We start from the raw sequence: 25,387 nt of genomic DNA on the forward strand, positions 1-25,387 counted from the left end.
GTTGATCCCGACTTCGAGTTACCACCCTGGCACAGCGAACTGGTCCGCGTCAGCGGCTTCGGCGATCAGCTGAAGTCGAACTCGCCCGTGCGCGTCCGCTTGAGCTCGAAGAAGTCGGGGTAGCCTGCCAGCAGCCGCGCACCGTCGAACACCCGCGCCGCTTCCTCCCCTCGCGGGATCGAGGTCAGCACCGGGCCGAAGAACGCGACCCCGTCGATGTGGATGGTCGGGGTCCCCACGTCCATCCCGACGGGATCCATCCCCTCGTGATGGCTGGCGCGCAACCGCTCGTCGTAGTCGGTGCTGTGGGCGGCCTTGGCGAGGTCCTCGGGCAGCCCCACCTCGGCGAGCGACTCGCTTATCACGGCGTCGAAGTCCTGCATCCCCCTGTTGTGCAGGCGCGTTCCCATCGCCGTGTACAGGTCGCGCAGCACCTGCTCACCGGCGTGCTCGGCCGCGGCGATCGCCACGCGGACCGGCCCCCATGCCCGATCGAGCAGCGCGCGGTAGTCGTCCGGAAGGTCACGCCCCTCGTTGAGCACGGCCAGGCTCATGACCCGGAACCGCAGATCGAGGTCGCGGAGCTGCTCGACCTCCAGGATCCATCGCGAGGTGACCCACGCGAACGGGCAAGCCGGGTCGAAGTAGAAGTCCACCCTGGTCGGGCCCTGCGCGTCGTGTGCCGTTGTCAACGGTTCCCCTTTCGGGATCGTGTATACGTCTGATGGAGCGTCCAGAAGGGTCAACACCGCCGCGAAGCGTTGTGTTCCACGAACGCGGCGCGCGCGGTCGGCGGGTGGACGTACCCGCCGCATACCGTCGTGCGAGGCGTGATGCACATGCATGATTGGATGCGGTAACGACCCCCGACAGTTCGATCCATACCGTGAACCGAGGTGCTTGTGGCCGCTCCGAACCTGACCCGTGACCAAGCCAAGCAACGTGCCCGCCTTCTCGAGGTCGTTTCCTACGACATCGAGCTCGACCTCACCGACGGTGCAGGCGAGCCGGGCTCGGAGACCTTCGACTCGCGCACGACGGTGGCGTTCACGGCAGCCGAGGCGGGTACGAGCACCTGGATCGAGATCGTTGCCGCCAGGGTGCACTCCGCGACGCTCAACGGCGTCGAGCTCGATGTCTCCGGCTACACCGAGGAGAAGGGCCTCCCGCTCGGCGACCTCGCCGAGTACAACGAGCTCACCGTGCACGCGGAGTGCTCGTACATGAACACCGGCGAGGGCGTGCACCGCTTCGTCGACCCGGTCGACGGCAACGTCTACCTCTACACCCAGTTCGAGACGGCCGATGCCAAGCGGATGTTCGCCTGCTTCGACCAGCCGGACCTGAAGGCGACGCACCGACTCGCGGTGACCGCCCCGCGCGACTGGAACGTGGTCTCCAACGCCCCTGTCGCCTCGCGGGAGGATGCTCCGGGTGGCGCGGTGCGCACGCTGTTCAGCGAGTCGGAACGGATCTCCACCTACCTCGTCGCGCTCGTCGCAGGCCCGTACGCCTGCTGGCACGACACCTACGTCGAGGAGCGCGCGGACGGTGACTCGGCAGCTGCCGAGCCCATCCGCATCCCGCTGGGTATCTACTGCAGGGCGTCGCTGGCCGAGTACATGGATGCCGAGCGGCTGTTCGCCGAGACCAAGCAGGGTTTCGCCTTCTACCACCGCAACTTCGGCGTGACCTACCCGTTCCGCAAGTACGACCAGCTGTTCGTCCCCGAGTTCAACGCGGGCGCCATGGAGAACGCCGGAGCGGTGACGTTCCTGGAGGACTACGTCTTCCGGTCCAGGGTCACCCGGTACGCCTACGAGCGACGCTGCGAGACGTTGCTGCACGAGATGGCGCATATGTGGTTCGGCGACCTGGTGACCATGCGCTGGTGGGACGACCTCTGGCTGAACGAGTCCTTCGCGACCTTCGCCAGCGTGCTCGCTCAGGCCGAGGCCACCGAGTACACCCACGCGTGGACGAGCTTCGCCAACATCGAGAAGTCCTGGGCCTACCGCCAGGACCAGCTGCCGTCCACCCACCCGATCGCGGCCGACATGGTGGACCTGCAGGCGGTGGAGGTGAACTTCGACGGGATCACCTACGCGAAGGGCGCCAGCGTGCTCAAGCAGCTCGTCGCCTACGTGGGTCTGTCGAACTTCCTGTCCGGGCTCAACGTCTACTTCGACAAGCACGCCTGGGGCAACGCCACGCTCGGCGACCTGCTCGCCGCGCTGGAGGAAGCCTCCGGCCGTGACCTGTCCTGGTGGAGCGCACAGTGGCTGGAGACCACGGGGCTCAACGCCCTGCGTCCCACGTACTCCGTCGACGAGGACGGGACGTTCACCGACTTCGCGATCCTGCAGTCCGGGGCGCAACCGGGCTCGGGCGAGCTGCGCACGCACCGGCTGGCCGTGGGTGTCTACGACGAGTACGCCGGCGGCGGCCTCGTGCGTACCCACCGGGCCGAGCTGGATGTCTCCGGGGAGCGCACCACCGTCGACGAGCTGGTCGGCGTGCCACGCGGCAAGCTGGTGCTGGTCAACGACGACGACCTCACCTACTGCACCATGCGCCTCGACCCCGACTCGCTGGTGACGGTGATCAACAGGATCGCAGACATCGGCGAGTCGCTGCCTCGCACGCTGTGCTGGTCGGCCGCGTGGGAGATGACGAGAGAAGCCGAGCTCAAGGCGCGTGACTTCGTGACACTGGTGACGCGCGGCATCCACCTCGGCGAGGAGATCGGCGTGGTGCAGCGCGTGCTGCTGCAGGCGCAGACAGCGCTGAGCTCCTACGCCGACCCGGGCTGGGCGGCCCAGCACGGCTGGCCGATGTTCACGGCACGATTGCGCGAGCTCGCCGCAGCTGCCGAACCCGGCTCGGACCACCAGCTGGCCTGCGTCAACTCGCTGTCCGGGGCGGTGCTCGACGAGGACTGCCTGGCGATGCTCGCCGGGCTTCTCGATGGGTCCGCGCCGCTGCAGGGCCTGGTCGTCGACACCGATCTGCGGTGGCGGCTGCTGCAAGCCCTTGTCGCGCACGGCAAAGCAGGCGACGCCGAGGTGGAGTCCGAGCTGGAGCGGGACAACACCTCGACGGGGCGCAGGCATTACGAGCGCGCGATGGCGCTGCGTCCCACCCCCGAGGCCAAGGCGCTGGCATGGGAGCGGGCCGTGCACGACGACGAGCTACCCAACGCTGTCAATGACGCGATCATCTCGGGCTTCAGCCATCCCGCGCAGAAGGACCTGCTCGCAGGCTACGTGGACACCTACTTCGACGAGATCGACACTGTGTGGCAGCGGCGGTCGAGCGAGCGCGCCCAGCCCATCGTGGTCGGGCTGTACCCGTCGTGGTCGGTGGACCGGCGCAGCGTGAAGGTCGCCGACGCCTGGCTCGCCGCGGATCACCCGCCTGCGTTGCGCAGGTTGGTCTCGGAAGGGCGTGCCGGCATCGTGCGCGCGCTGGCCGCCCGCGACTTCGATCAGGGGTCGTGACGCCGGCAGCCTGCACCGGCGCGCGTCGAGTGGTGGGGCGTGCGCCCCACCACTCACGGCGTGCCGGTCAGGACCCGACCCTGCCTGCTTGGTCGGCGAGCATGCGCAGCCCGGTGACGATGCCGCGGCAGAGGTCGCCTTCCTTGAACGAGGCCACCATGCTCATCACGGCGAGCTTGAGCGCGCGTTGCGACAGGCGGCTGGTCGCCGTCTCCCCGGTGACGATCTCCACGACGCGTTCACCCGGGGAGATCGCGATCAGTACCGACGCGTGCTCGCGCTCACCGATCCGGTCGAACAGTCGCTCGGCACCCGCGCGGCTGTCCTCACCGAGCTCGCCGAGGTAGACACTGAAATCCAGGCCGGTGTCCCGACTCGACAGCGTCAGTGCCTCGTCGATACGGGCAAGCTGCCACGGCTTGAATGGGCCGGATGGAGTAGTCTGTTGGTACTCCCTGGCGACAGACACGCGTCCACTCGCCGTAACGACCGAACCTTCCTGCAGCTCGGTCTCACTGACGGCTTCGGCCGGACGAGCCAGTTCACCAAGTGCCACGGGCACCTCCCCGTACGCGTGCGGTTTCCTGCCGTGCGGGCCCGCGCGGCTCGGCGCCGTACTCGGCGGGGGAACCGACCCCCTCGGGGTTGGCGCTCCACCACACCGGCGGGTACTCCCATTCCTGACCAGGCCGGTAGCGCGTCGTGGACGCGAGCTTGGACCGCAGCGCGACCAGGCTGATCAGCCCGTAGATGGCCCCGGGAATAACGATTAGGTACAACACTGTCTCGAGCACACTCACGGTGTGAGCGTATCCGATGCGGCGCTCGTCGCGGCCATGCCGTCCCCGCGTCGAGCCGGTCGTCGCACCACAAACACCGTCCGCCGAGTGTCGCGGGACGGTCTCCGACGATGAGCCCAAGAGCGTAGCGCGAACGTTGGCAACTGAACGTCGATAGGCCCGCACTCGTCGCTGGCACCTTGTTCACCACACGCATCCCTCGTAACTTTTCACCTGTACGGGGGTTGCACTATGCGACCCGGTCGTCGATATGTACACGCCGCAACCAGAAGGACACGCTCATGCTCAGCACGCCTCTCGCCCCTGAGACCACCGACGTCACCCGTGGCACTCGCGTCACCGCAGGTACTCGTGTCACCGCTGGCACCCGTGGCACCCGCGTCACCGCTGGCACCCGTGTCACCCGCGGGACCCGTGTCACCCGCGGGACCCGCGTCACGGCCGGTACCCGCATCACCGCAGGCACCCGCGTCACCTGCGGGACCCGTGTCACCCGCGGGACCCGCGTCACCGCCGCCTGAGGGCTGCCACTCCCGCACCCGGCCGGACAGCCGGACGCTGCTGCCTGGAAGTAGCGCGACGAACGCATCAGCACGCCAGGCTGCGCACCTGGATGGCCCGCGTGAACAGGGACGCGGGCGCAGGAGCGCCGGCTGGGTCACCGGCTGGGTCACCGGCTGGGCCACCGGCTGGGCCAGGCGTGTGCGCGCGGCCGTTACGCGGCGGGCGCTCCCAGATAGGGGCGCCAATCGGCGTCCCGGTCGTTGATCTGGGTCAGCAGCCGCCAGTACGGGCCGTGGGGGGGCTCCGGAACCGTGCGCAACGTCCACCCCAGCTCGGCGAGTAGCCGGTCCGCCTTGCGGTGGTTGCACTTCGAGCAGCAGGCCACGCAGTTCTGCCAGGTGTGCGCCCCTCCCCTGCTGCGCGGGACCACGTGGTCGACCGTTGTCGCCTTGCTTCCGCAGTAGGCACAGCGAAACCGGTCACGATGCATGATTCCCGCGCGCGTCAGCGGCACCTGGGCGCGGTACGGTACTCGTACGTAGTTGCCGAGCCTGATGACGGAGGGGACAGGAATCGCGGTACGTGCGGAGTGCAACACGAACCCTGAGGGGTCATTGTGCACGATCTCCGCCTTGCCGCACACGACCAGCACGATGGCGCGTTTGAGAGGCAGCGCCGTCAGCGGTTCGAATGTGGCGTTGAGCAGGAGAACCCTGCTGCGCGCCCAGTTCGGGGGCGAACCGTCGGACTCCCGGGAGCGTGCACGCTTGTGCCCGCCCGACCTGCGTCCGCCCCGGCGAGGCTCCTGCGCACCCCGGGGCGTCGTGCCGCGCTCGCGTACCGATACGTCCCCGTTCCGGTGTGGAACGGGGTCGGTTATCGGGACCGGTTCTCGCTCCCGCACTCGACCACCTCCATCGGCGCAGTCCTAGTCGACCACACCTTGCCCCTCAATAGCACGTCGATCGAGGGTCGTGTCACGCGCATACTCATTAGCGACCACGTTATCCGACGACGATCAAGGACGCACCGATCGTGAACGCATTTCTGAGCCAACCCGAGTGCGCGACGGAGACCGGTACGTGGTGCGCGAACGTCTACCGGCTGACCGGGAACGACTGGATCGCGGCCTCGGCGGACTGGCTGGTGGCCAAGCCGCTGAAGATACTGGTCGTCCTCGTCGCCGCACTCGTACTCCGGTACCTGCTGCACAAACTGATCAACAGGGTCACCCGGCTCCCCCGGGAGAACAACGGCAGAACGCCGGCGCTGCTGCGCCCGCTGCGGGAACGCGCTCAGGGCGTGCCAAGCAACACGCTCATCGAGCGCAGGCAGCAACGCGCCAGGACCCTCGGCTCGGTCCTGAGGTCGATCACCAGCTTCGTGATCTGCGGGATCGCCGGGCTGCAGATCCTGGCCGAGCTGGGGATCAACCTCGGCCCGCTGCTCGCCTCGGCAGGCGTCGCCGGTGTCGCGCTCGGCTTCGGCGCGCAGAGCCTCGTACAGGACTTCCTGTCCGGCCTCTTCATGATGGTCGAGGACCAGTACGGGGTGGGTGACTATGTCGACGGAGGTGAGGCCGAAGGCACCGTGGAGGCCGTCGGTATGCGTGTCACCACCCTCCGCGACATCAACGGCACCGTCTGGTACGTCCGCAACGGCCAGATCATGCGGATCGGCAACTACAGCCAGAGCTTCGCCGTTGCCGTCGTCGACGTGCCCATCGCCTACAACTCCGACGTCGAGCGCGCCAGTGAGCTGCTCGGCACGGTCGCCTCGCAGGTGACGAGCGAGGATCCGGTCCGCAACGAGGTGATGGAACCACCGGAGGTGCTCGGGGTGACCGCAATGACACCGGAGAACATCCAGCTGAGGCTCACCGTGAAGGTGAAGCCGGGCAGCCAGTGGATGGTCCAGCGGGCACTGTCCGGCAAGATCAGCACAGCGCTCACCGAGGCGGGCTTCGAGCGTCCACTCCCCCGGCTGTTCGGTCCCCATTAGCGAGCACCACCGCGGAGCGTCGACAGGCGCCAACGAACCCACCCCACGTGGCAGGCCCCCGCCCGCCGGGCGCCCTCTGCCCTGCCGGGTCGCACGTGGCGGCGGCGATACGTCAGGATGGTCACGTGAGTACAGCACAGCCGGAGCAGCAGACCCCGCAGACTCTCTACGAGGCGATCGGTGGGGAACCGACCTTCCGCAGGATCGTCTCCCGCTTCTACCAGGAAGTAGCCGCCGACGAGGTACTCCGACCCATTTACCCGGAGGAGGATCTCGGCCCCGCCGAGGAGCGCCTGCGCCTGTTCCTCATGCAGTACTGGGGAGGACCGCAGACCTACTCCGAGCAGCGAGGCCACCCCAGACTCCGGATGCGGCACGCGCCGTTCTCCATCGGACCGGTCGAGCGGGACGCGTGGCTGCGGTGCATGCGTATCGCCGTCGACGAGGAAGGCATCGCCGAGCCGTACCGCCAACGGCTGTGGGACTACTTGGAAATGGCCGCCCACAGCATGATGAACAGCTGGGTGTGACAGACCTGGCCCGTACTACCCCACCCGTGCGGCGGGATGGCAGGATGGTTGCTCATGCGACGAGGGGTGAGAAGCGATTCGCCTGGCGTGGTGGAGGCGAACCGGGAGCCACGCCAGGAGGCGTTCACGGGGGCCGACCGGCATACTGCCTGGTGGCAGGACGCCGTCGTGTACGTGGTGTACGTCCGATCCTTCGCCGACTCCGACGGTGACGGGGTCGGCGACCTGGACGGAATCCGTTCGCGCCTGGGCTACCTGGAGCTGCTCGGGGTGGATGCCCTGTGGTTGACGCCGTTCTACGTCTCACCGATGGCCGACGGCGGCTACGACGTGGCCGACCCCCGTGCGGTCGATCCGGTCTTCGGAGACCTCGACACGTTCGACTCGCTCGTGCGGGACGCCCATGCCCACGGCATGCGAGTGATCATCGACCTGGTACCCAACCACACCAGCGACCAACACGAGTGGTTCGTGCAGGCTTGCGCGGCCGGGGCAGCCGGTCCGGAGCGGGACCGATACATCTTCCGGCCGGGCGGCGGTCCCGACGGGCAGCAGCCGCCGAACAACTGGGTCAGCGCGTTCGGCGGGCCCGCGTGGAGCAAGATCAGCGACGGTTCGGCCGGTAATGCCGGCCAGTGGTACCTCCACCTGTTCGCACCCGAGCAGCCGGACCTGAACTGGAACAACAGCGAGGTTCGTGAGGACTTCGCGCGCACGATGCGCTTCTGGCTCGACCGTGGCGTGGACGGTTTCCGGATCGACGTGGCGCACGGCATGGCCAAGCCGCCCGCTCTCGAGGACATGGACCCACGGGCGGCTGGGTCGGCTGATACCAGCGCCTACTTCGACCCGCGCTTCGACAATGACGGGGTGCACGACATCCACCGCCACATCCGGGCCGTACTCGACGAGTACCCGGGCCGGATGGCGATCGGTGAGGTCTGGACGTTCGACGAGGACCGGTTCTCCCGGTACCTCGCTCCCGACGAGCTCCACCAGGCGTTCAACTTCCTGCTGTCGCAGGCCCCGTTCGACTCCGACGCGATCCAGGAGGCGATCTACAGGTCGCTCGACGCCGCGGGCCGCGCGGGCAGCTTGCCGGCATGGACACTGGCAAGCCACGACCTGTCCCGGCAGGTCACCCGGTACGGTGGCGGTGAGGTCGGCGCTCGCCGGGCGCGGGCGATGGCCCTCGTCCAGCTCGCCCTACCGGGCGCGGTGTACCTGTACAACGGCGAGGAGCTGGGCCTGCCGGATGTGGATCTTCCTCCGGGCTCGTCGGCCGACCCGATGACGCGTACCCGCACCGACGAGCGGGGGCGTGACCGCGCGCGCGTCCCGATCCCCTGGGAAGGCACGGCACCGCCGTACGAGTTCTCCACCGCTGAACAGGCCTGGCTGCCGATGCCTGCGGACTGGTCCGACCGCACCGTCGCGGCCCAGCTGGAGGACCCGGACTCCGTCCTGTCGCTGTACCGCTCGGCGATCGAGCTGCGGCGCACCTTGCTCGACTCCACCGACGGCACGCTCGAATGGTCGACAGCGCCCACAGGGTGTCTCGCATTCCGCAGGGCCGGCGGCCTGGTGTGCGTGCTGAATGCCAGCGGCGCGCCGGTGCCGCTGCCCGAAGGGGAGGTGCTGCTGGCCAGTACCACGGTCACCGACGGCACGCTGCCGACCGACGCCGCGGCGTGGATCCGGTAAGGCCCGACTACGCCCCCGGCGGCCGCGTCGGGAGGACCCTCAGAACACCAGCGGAAGCAGGCTACGGCGCTGGCGCAGCACGGCGCCGTAGCGGGCGTCGAGGCGCAACCACCCGCTGTTGGCGCTGACCCGCACCCGATCGTCCGCGGAGCCGGTGAAGCCCATGCCGGCCAGCGCGAACAGGCACCGCAGGGAGATCTTGAGCTCGGTGTCCTCGTCGCTGACGGTGAGAACCTCCTGATCGAGCAGCGACGTGGGCGGCGTGCCCTTCGGGCCGAGGTTCTCCCTTGCCACAGCGAGACCGCGATCTGTGACGTCGGTGACGACGTGCACCGGCAGTTCTTCCACGAATCGGAAACCCGCCCCGCCGGGGAGCTCGGAGCGCCACATCAGGTCCTGGGGACGGCCCGGATTCATCAGCTCGCCACCGGCCACCGACAGTGCCGCGAGCAGCTCGTTGCCGGATACGGTGAGATCGCGCGGATCGACCTCGCCGACGACGCTGCGCGTGGCGAGCACGTCGAACGGCGTTTTCGCCCACGCGTCGACGATGCCGTCGCCACGCGCGCGCAGGCGCACGACGGCCTGGGCGTCGAGGCGGACAAGCCGTGCGACGAACGTGCCCAGGCTCTCCCGCTCACCGACGTCGGGAACTTGTAACTTCGTCACGTCAACAACCGTACGCGGAGGCGTGTCGGGCAATCGGACACCCCGTGTCGGGCGCTCGGACACGATCGCTGCCCGACACGGGGTGCCGAGTGGCCCGACACGGTGGGCTATCCCGCCATACTGCGCATCTGGCGCGCGGCGACAGACAGTGTGGCCAGGTCGAGCCTGCCGGAGCGGTTGATCTCGTCGAGCGCCACACGTGCCCGGGACAGCCGGGAAGCGTTCACCGTCTCCCACTGCTCGATCTTGTCGTCGACAGGGTCGCCCGGGTTGCTGCTGCGCAGCGCGTCCAGCGTGATGGCCCTCAGCGAGAAGTAGATGTCGTCACGCAGCGCCAGCCGGGCGAGCGCGTGCCACCGGTTGCCCCGCTCCAGCTCGCTCACCGAGGTGAGCAACGAGTCGACGTTGAGATGGTGGGACAACGCGTAGTAGAGCTCCGCCGTCTCCTCCGGAGCCTGCTCCCCGCTGATGTCGATGTCCTGCTCGGCGAGCTCGGCCACCTCCGTGACGTCGAGCAGGCCGTAGGCATGCAGCAGCAGCGACACCCGCTCGGCGACGTCGCCGGGGACACCCCACTCGTCCAGCTGCTCGCGTTCGGCCCGCAACGACTCCGCATGGCTGCCCCGCAGGAAACCGGGCACCTTGGGGGCCAGCCGCGCGACCGTCCCGGCGAAACGGTTGATCTCGGAGCCGACCGCGAGCGGTTGCGGGCGGTTGGTCAACCACCAACGGGAGGCTCGATCGAGCAGCCGCCGCGTCTCCAGCACGAGCCTGTCGGTCACGTCACTGGCCACCACGTTGTCCAGCTCGTCGATGCGCTGCCACAGCTGCGGCAGCTCGTACACGGCGGTCACAACGGCGAAGGCACGTACGGCATCGGTAGCGCTCGCGTGTGTCTCCTCGTTCAACCGGAACGCGTAGCTCAACCCCGCACCGTCGACGACCTCGTTGACGATCAGCGTCGTCACGATTTCCCTGTCCAGCGGGTGCGTGTAGATCGCATCGCCGAAGCGGGCGCGGAGGGCCTCCGGGAAGTAACCCGGCAGCCTGCGCGCGAACACCTCCTGGTCCGGGAGCTCACTGGCCAGCAGCTCGTCCTCGAGATTGAGCTTGACGTGCGCGAGCAGGCTCGCCAGCTCCGGCGCGGTCAGTCCCCACCCGGCCTTGTCCAGCTCCTTGAACTCCTCGTTGCTCGGCAGGGCCTCGAGCTCCCTGTCCAGCCCTGCGTGCGACTCGAGGTAGCTGACCTGCCGCTGGTGCACCGAGACCATGGGCGCTGCGTGCTGCCTGCTGATACCCAGCACCTTGTTCTGCCGGTAGTTGTTGGCCAGTACCAGTGCCGTGACGTCGTCGGTCATCAACTCCAGCAACGCGTTACGGTCCGCGCGCGCCAGCTGCCCGGATGCGATGAGCCGTTCCAGCAGGATCTTGAAGTTCACCTCGTGGTCGGAGCAGTCCACGCCGCCCGAGTTGTCCACCGCATCCGTATTGATCTTGCCGCCTGCCCGGGCGAACTCGATCCGGCCACGCTGGGTCAACCCGAGGTTGCCGCCCTCGCCGACCACCCGCACGCGCAGCTGCTCGCCGTCCACCCGCACGGCGTCGTTGGTCTTGTCATCGGCATCCGCATGGGACTCGTGGGAGGACTTCACGTACGTGCCGATGCCGCCGTTCCACAGCAGGTCGACAGGGGCGAGCAGGATGGCCCTGATCAGCTCGGTCGGCGCCAGCCGCCGCACGTCGTCCTCCAGGCCGAGTGCCGCGCGCATCCGGGGCGTGACCTCGATCGACTTCGCGCTGCGGCTGAACACCCCACCTCCCTCGCTGATCAACGAGCGATCGTAGTCGTCCCAGGTGGAACGTGGCATGTCGAACAACCGCCTGCGCTCGGCGAACGAGTTCGCCGGGTCCGGGTCGGGGTCGACGAAGATGTGCATGTGGTTGAACGCGGCCACCAGCCTGATGTGCTCGGACAGCAACATACCGTTGCCGAAGACGTCACCGCCCATGTCGCCGACTCCGACGACGGTGAAGTCCTGCGCCTGGGTGTTCACACCGAGCTCGCGGAAGTGCCGCTTCACCGATTCCCACGCACCCTTGGCGGTGATTCCCATGGCCTTGTGGTCGTAACCGGCCGAACCGCCCGACGCGAAGGCGTCACCCAGCCAGAAGCCGTAGTCGGCCGAGACCTCGTTCGCGATGTCCGAGAAGGTCGCTGTGCCCTTGTCGGCGGCGACCACGAGGTAGTTGTCGTCACCGTCATAGCGCACGACTCCGGCGGGCGGGACGTTCCGTCCCTCGACGAGGTTGTCGGTCAGGTCCAGCAGGCCGGAGATGAACATGCGGTAGCAGGCCACTCCTTCGGCGTGGTAAGCCTCGCGGTCGCTCGCCCGGTCCCCGCTCGACGCGGGCGGACGCTTGACGATGAAGCCACCCTTGGCGCCGACCGGCACGATCACGGCGTTCTTGACCGCCTGGGCCTTGGCGAGGCCAAGGACCTCGGTACGGAAGTCCTCCCTGCGGTCCGACCAGCGCAGGCCACCGCGCGCGACCGGCCCGAACCTCAGGTGCACACCTTCCATCCGCGGTGAGTACACGTAGATCTCGAACTGCGGCCGCGGCTCCGGCAGGTCGGGAATCACCTGGGGGTCGAGCTTGAACGACACGTACGGCCGGGGCGTGCCGTCGGCCTCCGTGACGAAGTAGTTCGTGCGCAACGTCGCAGTGATCACCGTGAGGAGGCGGCGCAGGATGCGGTCCTCGTCCAGGCTGGACACGGCATCGATGCGGCCGGCGATCTCCGCGCGACAGGCCTCGACGGCCCCGGTACGCCGTTCTTCGTCGACGCCGAGCGCGAACTTGGCCTCGAACAGGTTCACCAGCTCCGTGGCGATCACGCTGTTGGCCAGCAACGCGTCCTCGATGTAAGCCTGCGAGTAGGGCGTACCCGCCTGCCGCAGGTACCGCGAGTAGGCACGCAGTACGGCCACCTGCCGCCAGGTCAACCCGGACCGCAGTACCAGCCCGGTGAACCCGTCCACCTCGGCCCGCCCGTGCCACATGGCGGAGAAGGCCTCCTGGAACCGTTCCCGCAGACCGCCCAGCCCGGGCTCGGCGAGTACCGCGTCGAACACGTCGCGATCGATCCGCAGGCCGAAGTCGTAGATCCAGAACCGGCTCCCCCCGTCGCCGTGGATCTCGTAGGGTCGCTGGTCGACGACCTCCACGCCCATACGCTGCAACATCGGGAGGAGGCTGGACAGCGTCACGCCTTCATCCAGCAGGTATATCTTGAACCGGCTCTCCCCGCGGACGGCTCCGTGCGGAACGTAGAAGCGCATCGTGACGTCGTGGTCGGCGGACAGGCCCTCGAGCGTACGCAGGTCGGCCAGGCCGTCGGCCGCGTCGAAGTCCTCCTTGTACGCCTCGGGTAACCGGGCGGCGAAACGCTGCCCGAGCTCGCTGGCCGTCTCCTCGGCGTGTGGCTGGCCGTGGTAACCCTGATCACGCCGCTCCTGAAGGATCGCCTCGACCAGATGATCCTCCCAGCTGCGCACCGCCTCGTTGAGCTGTTCCTGGATCCGCAGCGAGTCCGGTTCGGCCTCGTCCGCGCTGTCGGTGTAGACCGTGAAGTGCACCTGCGCGAGCATCGCCTCCCCGAGCCGGGTCGCGAACTCCACCTTGGTGCCGCCCAGCTGCCGCAGCAACACCTCCTGCATGGCCTGACGCGAGCGCGTCGAGTAACGGTCCCGTGGCACGAACACCAGGCAGGAGTAGAAGCGGCCGTAGGGATCCTTACGCAGGAACAGGCGCAGCCTGCGGCGGTCCGCCAGCGTGATCGCGCCGGTGGCCATCGTGTACAGCGAGTCGATGTCGGTGGAGAACAGCTCGGCGCGCGGCCATTCCTGCAGGACCTCGAGCATGCGCTGCCCCGAGTGCGACTCCAGCGGGAACCCGGCCCTGTGGATGACCTCCCGGACCATGCGCGCGATGACGGGGATGTCCAGCACGTCGGCGTGCAGCGCAGAGGTGGTGAACATGCCGAGGAAGCGATGTTCCCCGTCGACGTTTCCATCGGAGTCGAACGTCTTGACACCGATGTAGTACGGATGCACAGGCCGGTGCACAGTGGACGGAGCACTGGCCGAGGTCAGCACGAGCAACGTGGGCGCGAGCGCGGTCTCGGCCATGTCCGGTCCCGCCGTCAGGCTGCGCGCGGCGATGCTGTCCTGGCGCAGGACGCCGAGCCCGCTGGCGAGCACGGCGCGCAGTGCGGGCTCGCCCCGCTCCGAGTCGGGGTCCGGGACGACCTCGTACCTGCGATACCCGAGGAAGGTGAAGTGGCCGTCGACCAGCCACCGCAGCAACTCCGAGCCGTCGGAAACCTCGACCTCGGGCAGCGGCGGGGGACTCGTCTCCAGCTCCTGGGCGAGGCTGCGAGCCGTCTCCGCCATGCGCTCGGTGTCCTCGACGACCTCGCGCACATCGTTGATCACCGAATCCAGGCGGCCTTCGAGCTCGCTCGCCCGCGATGCGTCGCCGATACGGTCGAGCTCGATGCACATCCAGGACTCGGCCTGGGTGCCCTCCGGAGGTGCATCAGCGTCCGCGCGGGGCAGCACCTCGGTGAGTGTGCCGGTGACGTCGCGGGACACCACGACGATGGGGTGGACGATCCGTTGCACCTCCACCCCGCTGCGGGCGAGCTCGGCGGCGACCGAGTCGACCAGGTAGGGCATGTCGTCCGTGACGATCTGTACCACGGTGGCCTCGCTCGACCAGTCGTCCTCGTCCGGGTCCGGGTTGAGGATCTGGATCACCGGACGCCCCTGCACGCGCTGATCGGCCAGCCGCAGGTGCGCACGCACCGCCCCCACCAGATCGGCCGGTTCGTCCCCGCCGATGTCCTCGGCGGGGACGTGCCGGTAGTACAGCCGGACGAGATCGGCGATGTCCGGCGCCAGCCCCGCTGCCGCCTCGATGAGGTCGTCTCGTTGCCGCTCCGGGTTGATCTCTCGCGTGACGCCGTCGTCGGTCGAGCGCGATCGCGACCGGTCCGATACTCGCGCCGTACTCATACCAGGCAACTCCCCGTTTCCCTCGACACGGATGCGATGTGCGTCACATCCATGGTCACCCTAGCTGGCGGCGGGCTCCACCGAGCATGCCGGTAACGGTGACGCGGCGCGCAGCCGCCGCCCTCGTGCGGCGTGTGACCAGCCATCCGCACGATCGACGCCGAGGGCAACGCGGACGACCGCGCGCACTCACGCCTCGCCGCGGTGGCGACCCCCTGTCGACCTCGGCCCGAACGAGCGACCGTTCGTCCCCCGCGTACGCTCGGAGCCGTCCTCGGCCGCGCCGCGGAACGGCACGGCACGACCTTCCCGGCCACGTTGGCCATAGCCGGGCCCGTAGCCGGACCCCGCGCCATCCGCGCCCCCTGAGCCGGCCCGCCAGCTGCTGAAGACCTCCAGCAAGCTGTCCATCTCGTCGAAGTTCTGCTGATCCTGCTCGGCAGGGTCGTCACCTGCCGCCGCGCCGCTCGCGGCCGTGTCACGCGAGGCGGGGTCCGACCCGAACGATGCGAGCCCGGCATCGCCTACCCGGTCGTACGGGGGTGCCGCGTCGCCGTACCGGCTTGCCCCGTCCATCGGCTCCTGCTTCGTCCCAGGGGGCTCCAGACCTTCCGGCACGCGCAACCGCGGGAACGCGGAGGGTGGCCCGCCCGAGCCCGTGGAACGGTCCGCCGCACGGCCCTGACCTGGCGGCCCCGCGGTGGCGTTCCCGGGCCCGCGGTCGCGCGAGGAAGCCGGCTCGCCTCCGGTGTCGGCTGCCCGGTCGTCGGCCCTGCGCCTGCCGCCGCTTCCGCCACTGCCCACGTGCACGCCGAGCCGCGCCAGTACGTCCCGTGCCGTCGCGGAACTGTCGCCGTGCTGGCGTTCCTGATCGCCGGCTCCCGCCGACGCCGCGGGAACATCCGGCTGGGGCGCCCCGCCCGGCGGTGCCGCGTGGGTCGGCTGCGCGGGGCTCTCCGGCTCACGTCCCTGCCGGTACGGCAGTGCCGTGTGCTGGGCCCCCGTGTGCTGGGCCCCGGTGTATTGGCCGCCGGTGTGCTGGGCCCCGGCGTTCTGGGCTGCCGCGTGATGGGCCGCCGCGTCCTGCCATCGCGGGCCGTGGGTGCCGCCCGGCTGCGCGTGCCCGGCTGCCTGCCCCTCCTGACCGGCCTGGGCGGCCGGAGTGGCCTGCCCGGGCTGTTGCCGTTCCTGCCCGGCCTGGGCGGCCCGAGCGGCGGCGAAACCGGCGGCGCTGCGCGTCTTGGCCGGGAACGGGGTGGCCTCAGCTGCCTGCGCCGGCTGGGCATGGTGCGCCGGCTGGGCATGGTGCGCCGGCTGGGTGGGCTGAGTCGGCTGGGCGTTCTGGGTCGGCTGGGCGGGCTGCCTGCGTCCCGGGGTGAGATGTTGGGGGTGGGCCGAGCTCAGCAGGCTCTCGATGTCCACCGTCGCATGTTCGCCCCTGCCGAACTCCCCGGTCAGCAACGCGGAAGCCTGCTTGCGCGCGCGGATGTAGGAATGCTCGGCGATGCGGGCCTCCTGCAGGCAGACCACCGCCTCGCTCGGCCGGTCGAGTTGCTGCTCGATATGGGCGAGTTCGTGCAGCAACCGGCCGACCACGGCGTACAGGTCGTGCCGCCGTGCGTAGTACAGCGCCTCCCGCACCAACCCGGCCGCGGCTTCGGCGGAACCGGACGGCAGGTGGATGCGGGTCGCCACGGCCAGCCGCAGCCACGCCATCGGCGAGATGGCCGCCGCCCGTGGCGGCTCACGCAGCACGGGCTCGGCCAGCGCCGCCGCGTCGTCCCGTGCGCCGGAGTCCAGCAACGCGCAGGTCAGTTCCAGGGTCAGCCGCACACCCAGCTGACCCCCGTCGGCGGAGGTGTCGCTGAGCCCGCCGATGGTGTCGAGGCCGCGGCGCGCGAAGTCCATGGACGCCGAGATGTCGCCGTGGCGGCGCAGGTGCGCCGCGGCCCGTCCACAGATTGCCGCGTGCAGGGTCAGCCGACCGTCCTCGTCGAGGGAGGGATCGTTGTCGACCAACTCCTCGGCCTCGTTGAGCGCACGATCCAGCGCACCACGGCGCCCCAGCGCGCTGAGGCAGCCCACGAGCTGTACCAGCGCGACAGCCCTGTCCACCGGTGCCGTGTCCCGCGTGGTGAGCACGGGCCGCAACGCGGCGAACCCGGTCAGCGGTACGCCGATGCTGCGCGAGCACAGCGCGAGGTCGGTACGCAGCAGCGCGATCAGGTCACGATGCCCGCCTGCCTCGGCGGCGCGTAACGCCGCCATCGCACGGTCGACGACGCTGGCGCGGTGACCGAGGCGGACGCGCGCGAACACAGCAAGCGCCTCGGCGTGAATCCACAGGCGTTCCATGTCGGCCGACTCGGCCAGGGATGCGGCCCGTTCGCCGCACACCATCGCCAACTCGGGTGCGCGCAGGCGAAGCCGCGTGCCCTGGTCGAGGAGCGCCTCGACAGAACCGGCTTCCGGATCCGATTGCGAGGTCGGGTCGGCAGGTCGACTGCCGGCCCTGTGCTTGCTGGCTGCCACGCGCCCTCCGCTCGGTCGTTGCCCGCGTCAATCCCTGGTCAATTTCCGACGCGTCACCCGGTGCGGCCGGGCGGCGTCGACCCCGAGCCGTTCGACCTTGTTCTTCTCGTATCCCTCGAAGTTGCCCTCGAACCAGAACCATTTACCCGGGTTCTCCTCGGTGCCTTCCCACGCAAGGATGTGGGTCGCCACCCTGTCAAGGAACCACCTGTCGTGCGAGATGACCACAGCACAGCCGGGGAACTGCTCCAGCGCATTCTCCAGCGAGCCGAGCGTCTCCACATCGAGGTCGTTGGTCGGCTCGTCGAGCAAGATCAGGTTACCGCCTTGCTTCAACGTCATCGCAAGGTTGAGCCGGTTACGCTCACCGCCGGAGAGCACTCCGGCCGGTTTCTGCTGGTCGGGTCCTTTGAAGCCGAACGCGCTCACGTAAGCTCTCGAGGGCATCTCCACCTGGCCGACGTGAATGTAGTCGCGCCTGTCGGAGACGACCTCCCACACGGTCTTGTCCGGATCGATCCCCGCGCGAGCCTGATCAACATAGGACAGTTTGACGGTGTCGCCGACGTTGACGGAACCCGAGTCGGGCTCTTCCAGACCGACGATGGTCTTGAACAGGGTCGTCTTGCCGACACCGTTCGGACCGATCACCCCGACGATGCCGTTGCGGGGCAGTTTGAACGACAGGCCGTCGATCAGTGTCGTGTCGCCGAACCCCTTCTTGAGGTCGTCGACGTCGACGACCACGTTGCCAAGGCGCGGCCCCGGCGGGATCTGGATCTCCTCGAAGTCGAGCTTGCGGGTCTTCTCGTACTCGGCGGCCATCTCCTCGTAGCGCTCCAGCCGCGCGCGGGACTTGCTCTGCCGCGCCTTGGCGTTGGACTGCACCCACTCGAGCTCGTTCTTCAGCCGCCTCGCGAGCTTCGCGTCCTTCTTGCCCTGGACGTCCAGACGCTCCCGCTTCTTCTCCAGGTAGGTGGAGTAGTTCCCCTCGTAGCCGATCACCTTGCCGCGGTCGAGCTCCATGATCCAGCCCGCGACGTTGTCCAGGAAGTACCTGTCGTGGGTGACCGCGAGTACCGCTCCCGGATAGTTCGCCAGGAACTGTTCGAGCCACAGCACGCTCTCCGCGTCGAGATGGTTGGTCGGCTCGTCGAGCAGCAGCAGATCGGGCCTGGACAGCAGCAACTTGCACAGCGCGACCCGGCGACGCTCCCCACCGGAGAGGTGGTTGACGGGCTCCTCGCCCGGAGGGCAGCGCAGGGCGTCCATCGCCTGCTCGAGCTGGGAGTCCAGCTCCCAGGCGTCGGCGTGGTCCAGCTCCTCCTGGAGCTTGCCCATCTCGGTCATGAGCTCGTCGGTGTAGTCGGTCGCCAGCTGCTCGGCGATCTCGTTGAACCGGTCGAGCTTGACCTTGATCTCGCCGAGGCCTTCCTCGACGTTCTGCCGCACGGTCTTGGCCTCGTTCAGCGGTGGCTCCTGCTGCAGGATCCCGACCGACGCCCCCGGTTGGATGAAAGCCTCCCCGTTGCTGGGCTTGTCGAGCCCTGCCATGATCTTGAGAACGGTGGACTTGCCTGCTCCGTTCGGCCCAACGACGCCGATCTTGGCGCCCGGGTAGAACGCGGTGCTGACGTCGTCGAGGATGACCTTGTCCCCGACGGTCTTACGCACCTTTTTCATGGTGTAGATGAACTCGGCCATGCCCGCGATCGTAGAGCCGTCGCCTCAGCGACCTGACGGCGGTGTGCCCGCTCGCGCCAACGAAGCCTCCGGCTAACCCTGTGTAGTCACGTTTCCGACCGCGATACGGCCCCTCACGCCGCGGCGGGCAGCTGTGCACGGCCCGGACCGACGTCCCGGCGCCGCCGGAGCTGCACCGCTCCCCGTGCCAGGTTCGGCCCCACCGCGAAGGCATCCAGCTCGACACTCTGGTGCAGCACGTCGCCCGCGTCCCGCTCACGGGTGTAGAGCCTGCCGGTAACCAGGACCGGGTCGCCCTTGCGCAGGGAGGCGCAGACGTTGGCGGCCAACCGGCGCCAGCAGGTCACCCAGATCACGCAGCGCCTGCCGTCGACCCACTCGCCACGTTCCTTGTCGAACCGGCGCTCGGCGCTGACCAGGCGAAAGCCGACCGACTCGGTACCGTCGTCCGCCACGCGCCTGTGCAGCTCGGATCCGATCGTGCCGTTGAGGCCGAGTATCGTCTCACCCACCGCCATCTCGCTCACCTCTCGCTCAGCTCGCCGCTGGTGTACCGGTGCGACCAGCTTGCGCTCTCGGCGGCCGTGCGCGGGGGTCCGGCGCGAATCTGTGTACAGCGCTTGCGCATGTGGAGGGATCGCCGGCGGCGCTCGACCCGCCCACGGGCCGGGTTCGGGCACAGGTATCGGCTGGTCGCTACGACGAGGCCCGCCGCAGGCGCCGCTGATGATGCCGAGCGACACCGAACCGGGGATCGTCGCACGCCAGCAGACTGCACAGCGTGTCGACGATCTCCCCGTCATCGGCTCCGCAGGAGGTCGCCCAGTAGTCCCACAGCGCGTCCGCGTCGCCGCCGTGCAGGACCGTACGGCGCACGAGCGCCGTCAGTGACTCCCGTTCCTCGAGCACGCTGGGAGACTCCGAGTCCGGCAACAGCGGTCCGTCGAACGCGGCGACGACCTCGGCGGCCGAGCCGTCACGCAACGCACGCCGCGCCGTGAGAAAGTCCGCATCGACATCGGCAAGGATGCGGTACGGCTTGGTCCCCATCACGTCGGCGCCGAGGTAGGTGCGCAGCCGGTGGATCTCCGCACGAACCGTGACCGGGTTCCCGGTCTCACCGTAGAGGCGCAACGCGAGCTTCTCCGCGTTCATCCCACCCGGGTTGAGCGCGAGCAACGTCAAGATCTCCGCATGCCGCAGTGTGACCGGAACTTCCCGGCCGTCCACAGTGACACTCGGCGCGCCGTCGGTCAGGAACGTCAGCGACAGGCGCCGGGGTGATACTCGGCTCCGGGCTCCCCGATCGGCGAAACGCAGCAGGAAGCCCTCCTCGAGAGGCTCCAGCGTGCCGTGCCGCCCGTCCGGAAGGACCACATCCCCTGCACTGTCCTGAATGTCCACAGTAGAGGGAAGTGAATCGCAGGACCGTGTGGCCAGTACCCGGCCTCGCGAGGACAGCAACGCACCCGGTTCGCCGTGCAGTGCGTCCAGATGCGGCATCTGCGCGCGGCGCAGCTGCTCCTCCCGCAGGGCCAGCCGCGCCCGCAGCTGGCCCTCCGCGAGGTTCGCCGTCGCCGAGACCAGCGCCAGCATCGCCGGATGCACGGTGTGCAGGGGGCCGCTCACGTCGACCGCGCCGAGTAGTTCCCCGCTGTCCGGGTCGTGGACCGGCGCGGCCGCGCACGTCCACTCGTGATAGGTGCGAACCAGGTGCTCGGCGGAGTGGATCTGCACGGGTTCGTCCGTGGCCAGCACCGTGCCCATCGCGTTGGTGCCGATCACGTCCTCGGACCACCGCACGCCCTCGGTCAGCAGGACATCGTCGGCCCGGTGGCACACGCCCGTCGCGCCCTCCCTCCAGAGGATGTGCCCCTGGGCGTCGGTGACGATCATGATGTGCTCGGCTTCGTCGGCGATGCTGACGAGGTTCTGGCGGAGCAACGGCAGTACAGCCGAGAGCGGGTGACACTGCCTGACCTCGTCGAGCTCATCGGGCGCGAACACCACGGGCGGCAGCCGGTCGTCCGGGTCGACCCTCGCGGCCAGGGACCGCTGCCACGACTCGGAGATCACCGGTCGCGGCGCGTGCGGCGCGGGTGAGCCCGACAGCACGGCCTCACGCACCCGCTGCAGCATCTTCGTGTACGAGTCCGGGTCGTGCAGGAGCTCGGACAGGGCGTGCCCGTTCATACCCGCTGACACTAGTGAGGGCGGTCACAGGCGTGCAACGTCGCTGCAACGCCGCAGTTCCTAGCGTCACGGCGCAGAACCCGTCGAGCACGCAGCGACCGAAGGAGCATGCGATGACGCGATACGAAGCACCCGGCACGGACGGTAGCCTGGTCAGCTACCGGTCCCGCTACGACCACTACATCGGCGGCGAGTACGTCCCGCCTGCCAAGGGGCAGTACTTCGAGAACCCCACACCGGTGACCGGGCAGCCGTTCACGGAGATCGCCAGGGGCACCGGGGCCGACGTCGAGCGGGCCATCGACGCCGCGCACGGGGCCGCGCCCGGCTGGGGCAAGACACCCGCCGCTGAGCGGGCGAACGTTCTCAACGCGATCGCCGACCGGATGGAGGCCAACCTCGAGGCGCTCGCGGTGGCCGAGAGCTGGGAGAACGGCAAGCCCGTCCGGGAGACGCTCAACGCCGACATCCCGCTGGCCGTCGACCACTTCCGCTACTTCGCCGCCGCCATCCGCAGCCAGGAAGGCGGCATCTCCGAGCTCGACGACGACACGGTCGCCTACCACTATCACGAGCCACTCGGGGTGGTCGGCCAGATCATCCCGTGGAACTTCCCGATCCTGATGGCGACGTGGAAGCTGGCGCCCGCACTGGCCGCGGGTAACGCCGTGGTACTCAAACCCGCCGAGCAGACCCCTGCCTCGATCCACGTGCTGATGTCGATCATCGGCGAGGAGCTTCCGGCGGGCGTGGTCAACGTGGTCAACGGCTTCGGCGTCGAGGCAGGCAAGCCGCTCGCCTCCAACAGCAGGGTGCGCAAGGTCGCGTTCACCGGCGAGACCACAACCGGCAGGCTGATCATGCAGTACGCCAGCGAGAACCTGATCCCGGTGACGCTGGAGCTGGGTGGCAAGAGCCCGAACATCTTCTTCGAGGACGTCTGCGCGCGCAACGACGCCTACTACGACAAGGCGCTCGAGGGCTTCACCCTGTTCGCCCTGAACCAGGGCGAGGTGTGTACCTGCCCGTCGCGCGCGCTGGTCCAGTCGAGCATCTACGACTCGTTCCTTGCCGACGCGCTCGAGCGGACCAGGGCGGTGCGGCAGGGTCATCCGCTGGACACCGAAACGATGATCGGGGCCCAGGCGAGCAACGACCAGCTGGAGAAGATCCTGTCGTACATCGACATCGGCAAGGCCGAGGGTGCCCGCGTGCTCACCGGTGGCGAGCGCGCCGACCTCGGCGGCGAGCTGGCAGGCGGGTACTACGTGCAGCCCACCGTGTTCGAAGGCGACAACAAGATGCGTGTCTTCCAGGAGGAGATCTTCGGGCCCGTCGTGTCGGTCACCGGCTTCGACGACTACGCGGACGCGATGAAGACCGCCAACGACACCCTGTACGGCCTCGGCGCGGGGGTGTGGTCGAGGGACGGCAACACCACCTACCGCGCCGGACGCGACATCGAGGCCGGCCGGGTCTGGGTGAACAACTTCCACGCCTACCCCGCCCACGCGGCGTTCGGCGGTTACAAGCAGTCGGGCATCGGCAGGGAGAACCACAAGATGATGCTCGACCACTACCAGCAGACGAAGAACCTGCTGGTGAGCTACTCCGAGCAGGCGCTCGGGTTCTTCTGACGATGACCGGACGCGTCGATGTCTCCCCGGGGGCGGCACAGCTGCTCCGCCGCCTTCGGGACACCCACGGGCCCCTGATGTTCCACCAGTCGGGCGGCTGCTGCGACGGCAGCGCTCCGATGTGCTACCCGCTCGGTGAGTTCCGCGTCGGCGGCAACGATGTACACCTGGGCGACCTCGAGGTGGACGGGCTCGAGCCGATCCCGGTCTGGATGTCCGGATCGCAGTTCGAGTACTGGAAACACACGCACCTGACGATCGACGTGGTCGGCGGGCGCGGCAGCGGCTTCTCACTGGAGGCGCCGGAGGGAGTGCGCTTTCTCATCCGCTCCCGCTTGCTGACCGACGAGGAGGTCCGGGAGCTGGACCCGCACTAGCACCGGGTGGTCAGCGGCACCGCGCCACCCTGCCGCTGACCACCCGGCCACCGGCGCGTTACCGCTGCCGGTGCTGTTCCTGCTCGGCCAGCTGTCGCAGCATCGCGTTGTAGGCGGCCAGGTCCTCGTCGTCGGTGGCATCGGCTCGCCGGTCGATACGCCTGGCCTCCCTGGCGTCGGCGCGTGCCCACTGCACCATCAGCGCCGTGAAGACCAGCAGTACCGGTATCTCGCCGAGTGCCCACGCCATCCCGCCGCCGAGCTGCTGGTCGGTGAGCAGGTCGGTCACCCACGGCAGCCCGATGTTGGTGTAGAACTCGCGCCCGACGACGGTGGTCGCGTTCATCAGGATCACGCCGAAGAAGGCGTGGAACGGCACCGACACGAACATCACACCCAGCCGGCCGAGCGCCGGCAGCCGCCTGGGCGCGGGGTCGATGCCGATCAGCGGCCAGAAGAACGCGTAGCCGACAAGCAGGAAGTGCGCGTTCATCACGACATGCGCCGAATGGTAGTTCAGCGCGAAGCCGAACAGGCCGGAGAAGTACAGCAGGTAGAACGACCCGACGAACAGCACCAGCGCCACGACGGGCTGCGTCAGTATCCTGGCCAGGCGCGACTCGACAAGGGTGAGCAGCCACTCCCGTGGGCCGGGCGGGTTGTCCTTGCCCGCCGGTCGCCATGCCCGTAGCGCGAGTGTGACCGCACCGCCGAGCGCGAGCAGGATGGGAGCGACCATGGACATGATCATGTGCAGGCCCATGTGGACACTGAACATTGCGGGGGCGTAGCGGCCGATCCCCGAGGAGGTGGCGATCAGGATGGAAGCGCAGCCGCTCAGCCACGCCACGGTGCGACCCACCGGCCAGGGATCCCCACGTCTGCGTAACCTGCGCACGCCTGCGAGGTAGAGAACGGCAAGCGCGATCGCGACCGTGCCGTAGATCAGGTCCGGGCGCCAGTCGAAAAGCAGACGCGCCAGCGTAGGTGGCCCGGCCAGGTCGTAACCAATCAGCACCTCGGCGGTGCCCGGTTCCTCCGTGCCCTCGGCCGGGTAGGGAGTGCGGGACAGTGCCGCCGAGATACCCAGGGTGGCGAACATGATCAGCACTTCCACCCCGCCGAGCTGCAGGAGCTGGCGCCGGTCGCCACGTTCGACCACGGCACGCACGGCCCGGCTGCGCTGCTGGTGGCCGAACACACCCAGCACGGCGAGAGCGGTCGCCTTGCCGACGAGCAGCAAGCCGTACTGCGTTTCGAGGATGCTGGCGGGTGAGACCCGCACGAACGCGTTGACCAGCCCGGACAGCGCCATGGCGACCCAGCAGGCGAGTGCGACGGAGGAGAAGCGGCGGGCGGCCAACCCGATGTGCGGGCTGCGGCGCCAGCCGAGCGCCACGACCGCGATGAGCCCTCCCACCCACAGCGCTGCCGCCACCAGATGGAACACCAGGCTGTCGGTGGCGAGGTCGTGCGCCCCGCCGCTGGCGGAGTGCCCGGTGAACGCCACGGGGAGCACGCCGGTGATGGAGAACAGGAACAGCAACGCCGTCCACTGCCAGCTCAGTACCAGGCGGCAGCCGAGCGCAAGCACCAGCGCGATGGACGCGGTGATCAGCCACGCCTTCGGCTGCTCGACCGCGGAGACGAGCCCGACGAGCACCGTCGGGTCGAACATCTCGTGGGCACCGCGCCCGCCTGCGTCGGCCGCGGAGTACAGCGCGGCTGCCACAGCCGCGATGAACCACGCCCAGGCCGCAACCCCCGCCGTGCGCAGCGCCGCGAAACCGTCGGCGCCGACGAGGCCTGTCCGCTGCGGCGGGACGAGGAACGTCGCCAGCAGGAGCGAACCGATACACACCACGGCCGCGATATCCGCGAGAAGCCGGGTGACGACCGTGCCGTAGCCGGTGAGCACCTCCGGGCCTTCGATACCGAGGACGGAGTAGTCGGCGACCCCGGTCAGCGCGACGAGGCCGATCGCCACGAATGTGGCGAGCACCACACCCGCCGCGAGCAACGGCAGGGCGCTGGACGGGCGCCGTGCCGGCGCGGGCGCTTCCTCGGCGGATCGTGGCTGCTCAGGGGGCACATCAGCAGCGTAGAACCGGGACAACCATCCGCGTACGGCGGGTTGGCCCGACTTTGGCCCCGCTCA

17 protein-coding genes are annotated in these 25,387 nt (G+C 68.9%); 6 read left to right on the forward strand and 11 right to left on the reverse strand.

The annotated features are described in order from the left end of the window. Nucleotides 1-65 precede the first annotated feature (65 nt). Complete coding sequence (locus CHB84_RS12435) at nucleotides 66-692, reverse strand: mycothiol-dependent nitroreductase Rv2466c family protein (protein ID WP_089301801.1); 627 nt, start codon at nucleotides 690-692, stop codon at nucleotides 66-68. Nucleotides 693-902: 210 nt separating this feature from the next. On the opposite strand from CHB84_RS12435, the gene pepN reads away from it, so the two are divergent. Further along, complete coding sequence (pepN, locus tag CHB84_RS12440) at nucleotides 903-3,500, forward strand: aminopeptidase N (protein WP_089301743.1); 2,598 nt, start codon at nucleotides 903-905, stop codon at nucleotides 3,498-3,500. A gap of 67 nt (nucleotides 3,501-3,567) precedes the next feature. On the opposite strand, the gene CHB84_RS12445 is transcribed toward pepN, so the two are convergent. From CHB84_RS12445 to CHB84_RS12460, 3 genes are all read right to left on the reverse strand, one after another. Beyond that, complete coding sequence (locus CHB84_RS12445) at nucleotides 3,568-4,056, reverse strand: DUF5130 family protein (RefSeq protein ID WP_089301802.1); 489 nt, start codon at nucleotides 4,054-4,056, stop codon at nucleotides 3,568-3,570. After that, nucleotides 4,043-4,300 carry an aa3-type cytochrome oxidase subunit CtaJ gene (gene ctaJ, locus CHB84_RS12450; protein WP_089301744.1) on the reverse strand — a complete coding sequence of 86 codons (258 nt, stop codon included), beginning with the start codon at nucleotides 4,298-4,300 and terminating at the stop codon, nucleotides 4,043-4,045. The genes CHB84_RS12445 and ctaJ overlap by 14 nt, the downstream gene beginning before the upstream one ends. Before the next feature lie 715 nt (nucleotides 4,301-5,015). After that, nucleotides 5,016-5,708: an HNH endonuclease gene (locus tag CHB84_RS12460; protein ID WP_245818704.1), complete on the reverse strand. Its 693-nt coding sequence runs from the start codon at nucleotides 5,706-5,708 to the stop codon at nucleotides 5,016-5,018. Between the two features lie 131 nt (nucleotides 5,709-5,839). On the opposite strand from CHB84_RS12460, the gene CHB84_RS12465 reads away from it, so the two are divergent. The 3 genes from CHB84_RS12465 (at nucleotide 5,840) to CHB84_RS12475 (ending at nucleotide 9,039) form a co-directional block, all read left to right on the forward strand. After that, on the forward strand, nucleotides 5,840-6,805 hold the full coding sequence (locus CHB84_RS12465; RefSeq protein ID WP_089301746.1) for a mechanosensitive ion channel family protein: 966 nt from the start codon (nucleotides 5,840-5,842) through the stop codon (nucleotides 6,803-6,805). Nucleotides 6,806-6,930: 125 nt separating this feature from the next. Further along, a complete protein-coding gene (locus CHB84_RS12470) occupies nucleotides 6,931-7,335 on the forward strand; it encodes a globin (protein ID WP_089301747.1) in 405 nt (134 codons plus the stop codon). Nucleotides 7,336-7,425: 90 nt separating this feature from the next. Continuing rightward, nucleotides 7,426-9,039, forward strand: a complete 1,614-nt coding sequence (locus tag CHB84_RS12475) for a glycoside hydrolase family 13 protein (RefSeq protein WP_245818712.1) — start codon at nucleotides 7,426-7,428, stop codon at nucleotides 9,037-9,039. Nucleotides 9,040-9,078: 39 nt separating this feature from the next. Here the strand turns inward: CHB84_RS12475 and CHB84_RS12480 are convergent, their stop codons facing one another. From CHB84_RS12480 to CHB84_RS12505, 6 genes are all read right to left on the reverse strand, one after another. Continuing rightward, nucleotides 9,079-9,708, reverse strand: a complete 630-nt coding sequence (locus tag CHB84_RS12480) for a DUF8010 domain-containing protein (RefSeq protein WP_089301749.1) — start codon at nucleotides 9,706-9,708, stop codon at nucleotides 9,079-9,081. Between the two features lie 107 nt (nucleotides 9,709-9,815). Further along, a complete protein-coding gene (locus tag CHB84_RS12485) occupies nucleotides 9,816-14,786 on the reverse strand; it encodes an NAD-glutamate dehydrogenase (protein WP_089301750.1) in 4,971 nt (1,656 codons plus the stop codon). 189 nt (nucleotides 14,787-14,975) lie between these two features. After that, entirely contained in the window at nucleotides 14,976-17,318 is a 2,343-nt protein-coding gene (locus CHB84_RS12490) for a hypothetical protein (RefSeq protein ID WP_089301751.1), read from the reverse strand. 27 nt (nucleotides 17,319-17,345) lie between these two features. Beyond that, nucleotides 17,346-19,022 (reverse strand): energy-dependent translational throttle protein EttA, encoded by a 1,677-nt coding sequence (gene ettA / locus CHB84_RS12495; RefSeq protein WP_089301752.1) that lies wholly within the window; start codon nucleotides 19,020-19,022, stop codon nucleotides 17,346-17,348. Nucleotides 19,023-19,135: 113 nt separating this feature from the next. Continuing rightward, nucleotides 19,136-19,540: a single-stranded DNA-binding protein gene (locus tag CHB84_RS22910; RefSeq protein WP_176439926.1), complete on the reverse strand. Its 405-nt coding sequence runs from the start codon at nucleotides 19,538-19,540 to the stop codon at nucleotides 19,136-19,138. 178 nt (nucleotides 19,541-19,718) lie between these two features. Continuing rightward, the gene (locus tag CHB84_RS12505; RefSeq protein WP_089301804.1) at nucleotides 19,719-21,215 is read right to left on the reverse strand and encodes a GAF domain-containing protein; all 1,497 of its coding nucleotides are present in this window, start codon (nucleotides 21,213-21,215) and stop codon (nucleotides 19,719-19,721) included. Between the two features lie 113 nt (nucleotides 21,216-21,328). Here CHB84_RS12505 and exaC point away from each other — a divergent pair, with 113 nt between their 5' ends. Together exaC and CHB84_RS12515 are read left to right on the forward strand one after the other, a co-directional pair. After that, nucleotides 21,329-22,852 carry an acetaldehyde dehydrogenase ExaC gene (exaC, locus tag CHB84_RS12510; RefSeq protein ID WP_089301754.1) on the forward strand — a complete coding sequence of 508 codons (1,524 nt, stop codon included), beginning with the start codon at nucleotides 21,329-21,331 and terminating at the stop codon, nucleotides 22,850-22,852. A gap of 2 nt (nucleotides 22,853-22,854) precedes the next feature. Beyond that, nucleotides 22,855-23,229, forward strand: a complete 375-nt coding sequence (locus tag CHB84_RS12515; RefSeq protein ID WP_089301755.1) for a DUF779 domain-containing protein — start codon at nucleotides 22,855-22,857, stop codon at nucleotides 23,227-23,229. A 58-nt stretch (nucleotides 23,230-23,287) separates the two neighbouring features. Here the strand turns inward: CHB84_RS12515 and CHB84_RS12520 are convergent, their stop codons facing one another. Next, nucleotides 23,288-25,321 (reverse strand): bifunctional copper resistance protein CopD/cytochrome c oxidase assembly protein, encoded by a 2,034-nt coding sequence (locus CHB84_RS12520; protein WP_089301756.1) that lies wholly within the window; start codon nucleotides 25,319-25,321, stop codon nucleotides 23,288-23,290. Nucleotides 25,322-25,387: the final 66 nt, after the last annotated feature.

This window comes from Haloechinothrix alba (assembly GCF_900188115.1).
In the GTDB taxonomy this organism is placed as follows: Bacteria; Actinomycetota; Actinomycetes; order Mycobacteriales; family Pseudonocardiaceae; genus Haloechinothrix; species Haloechinothrix alba.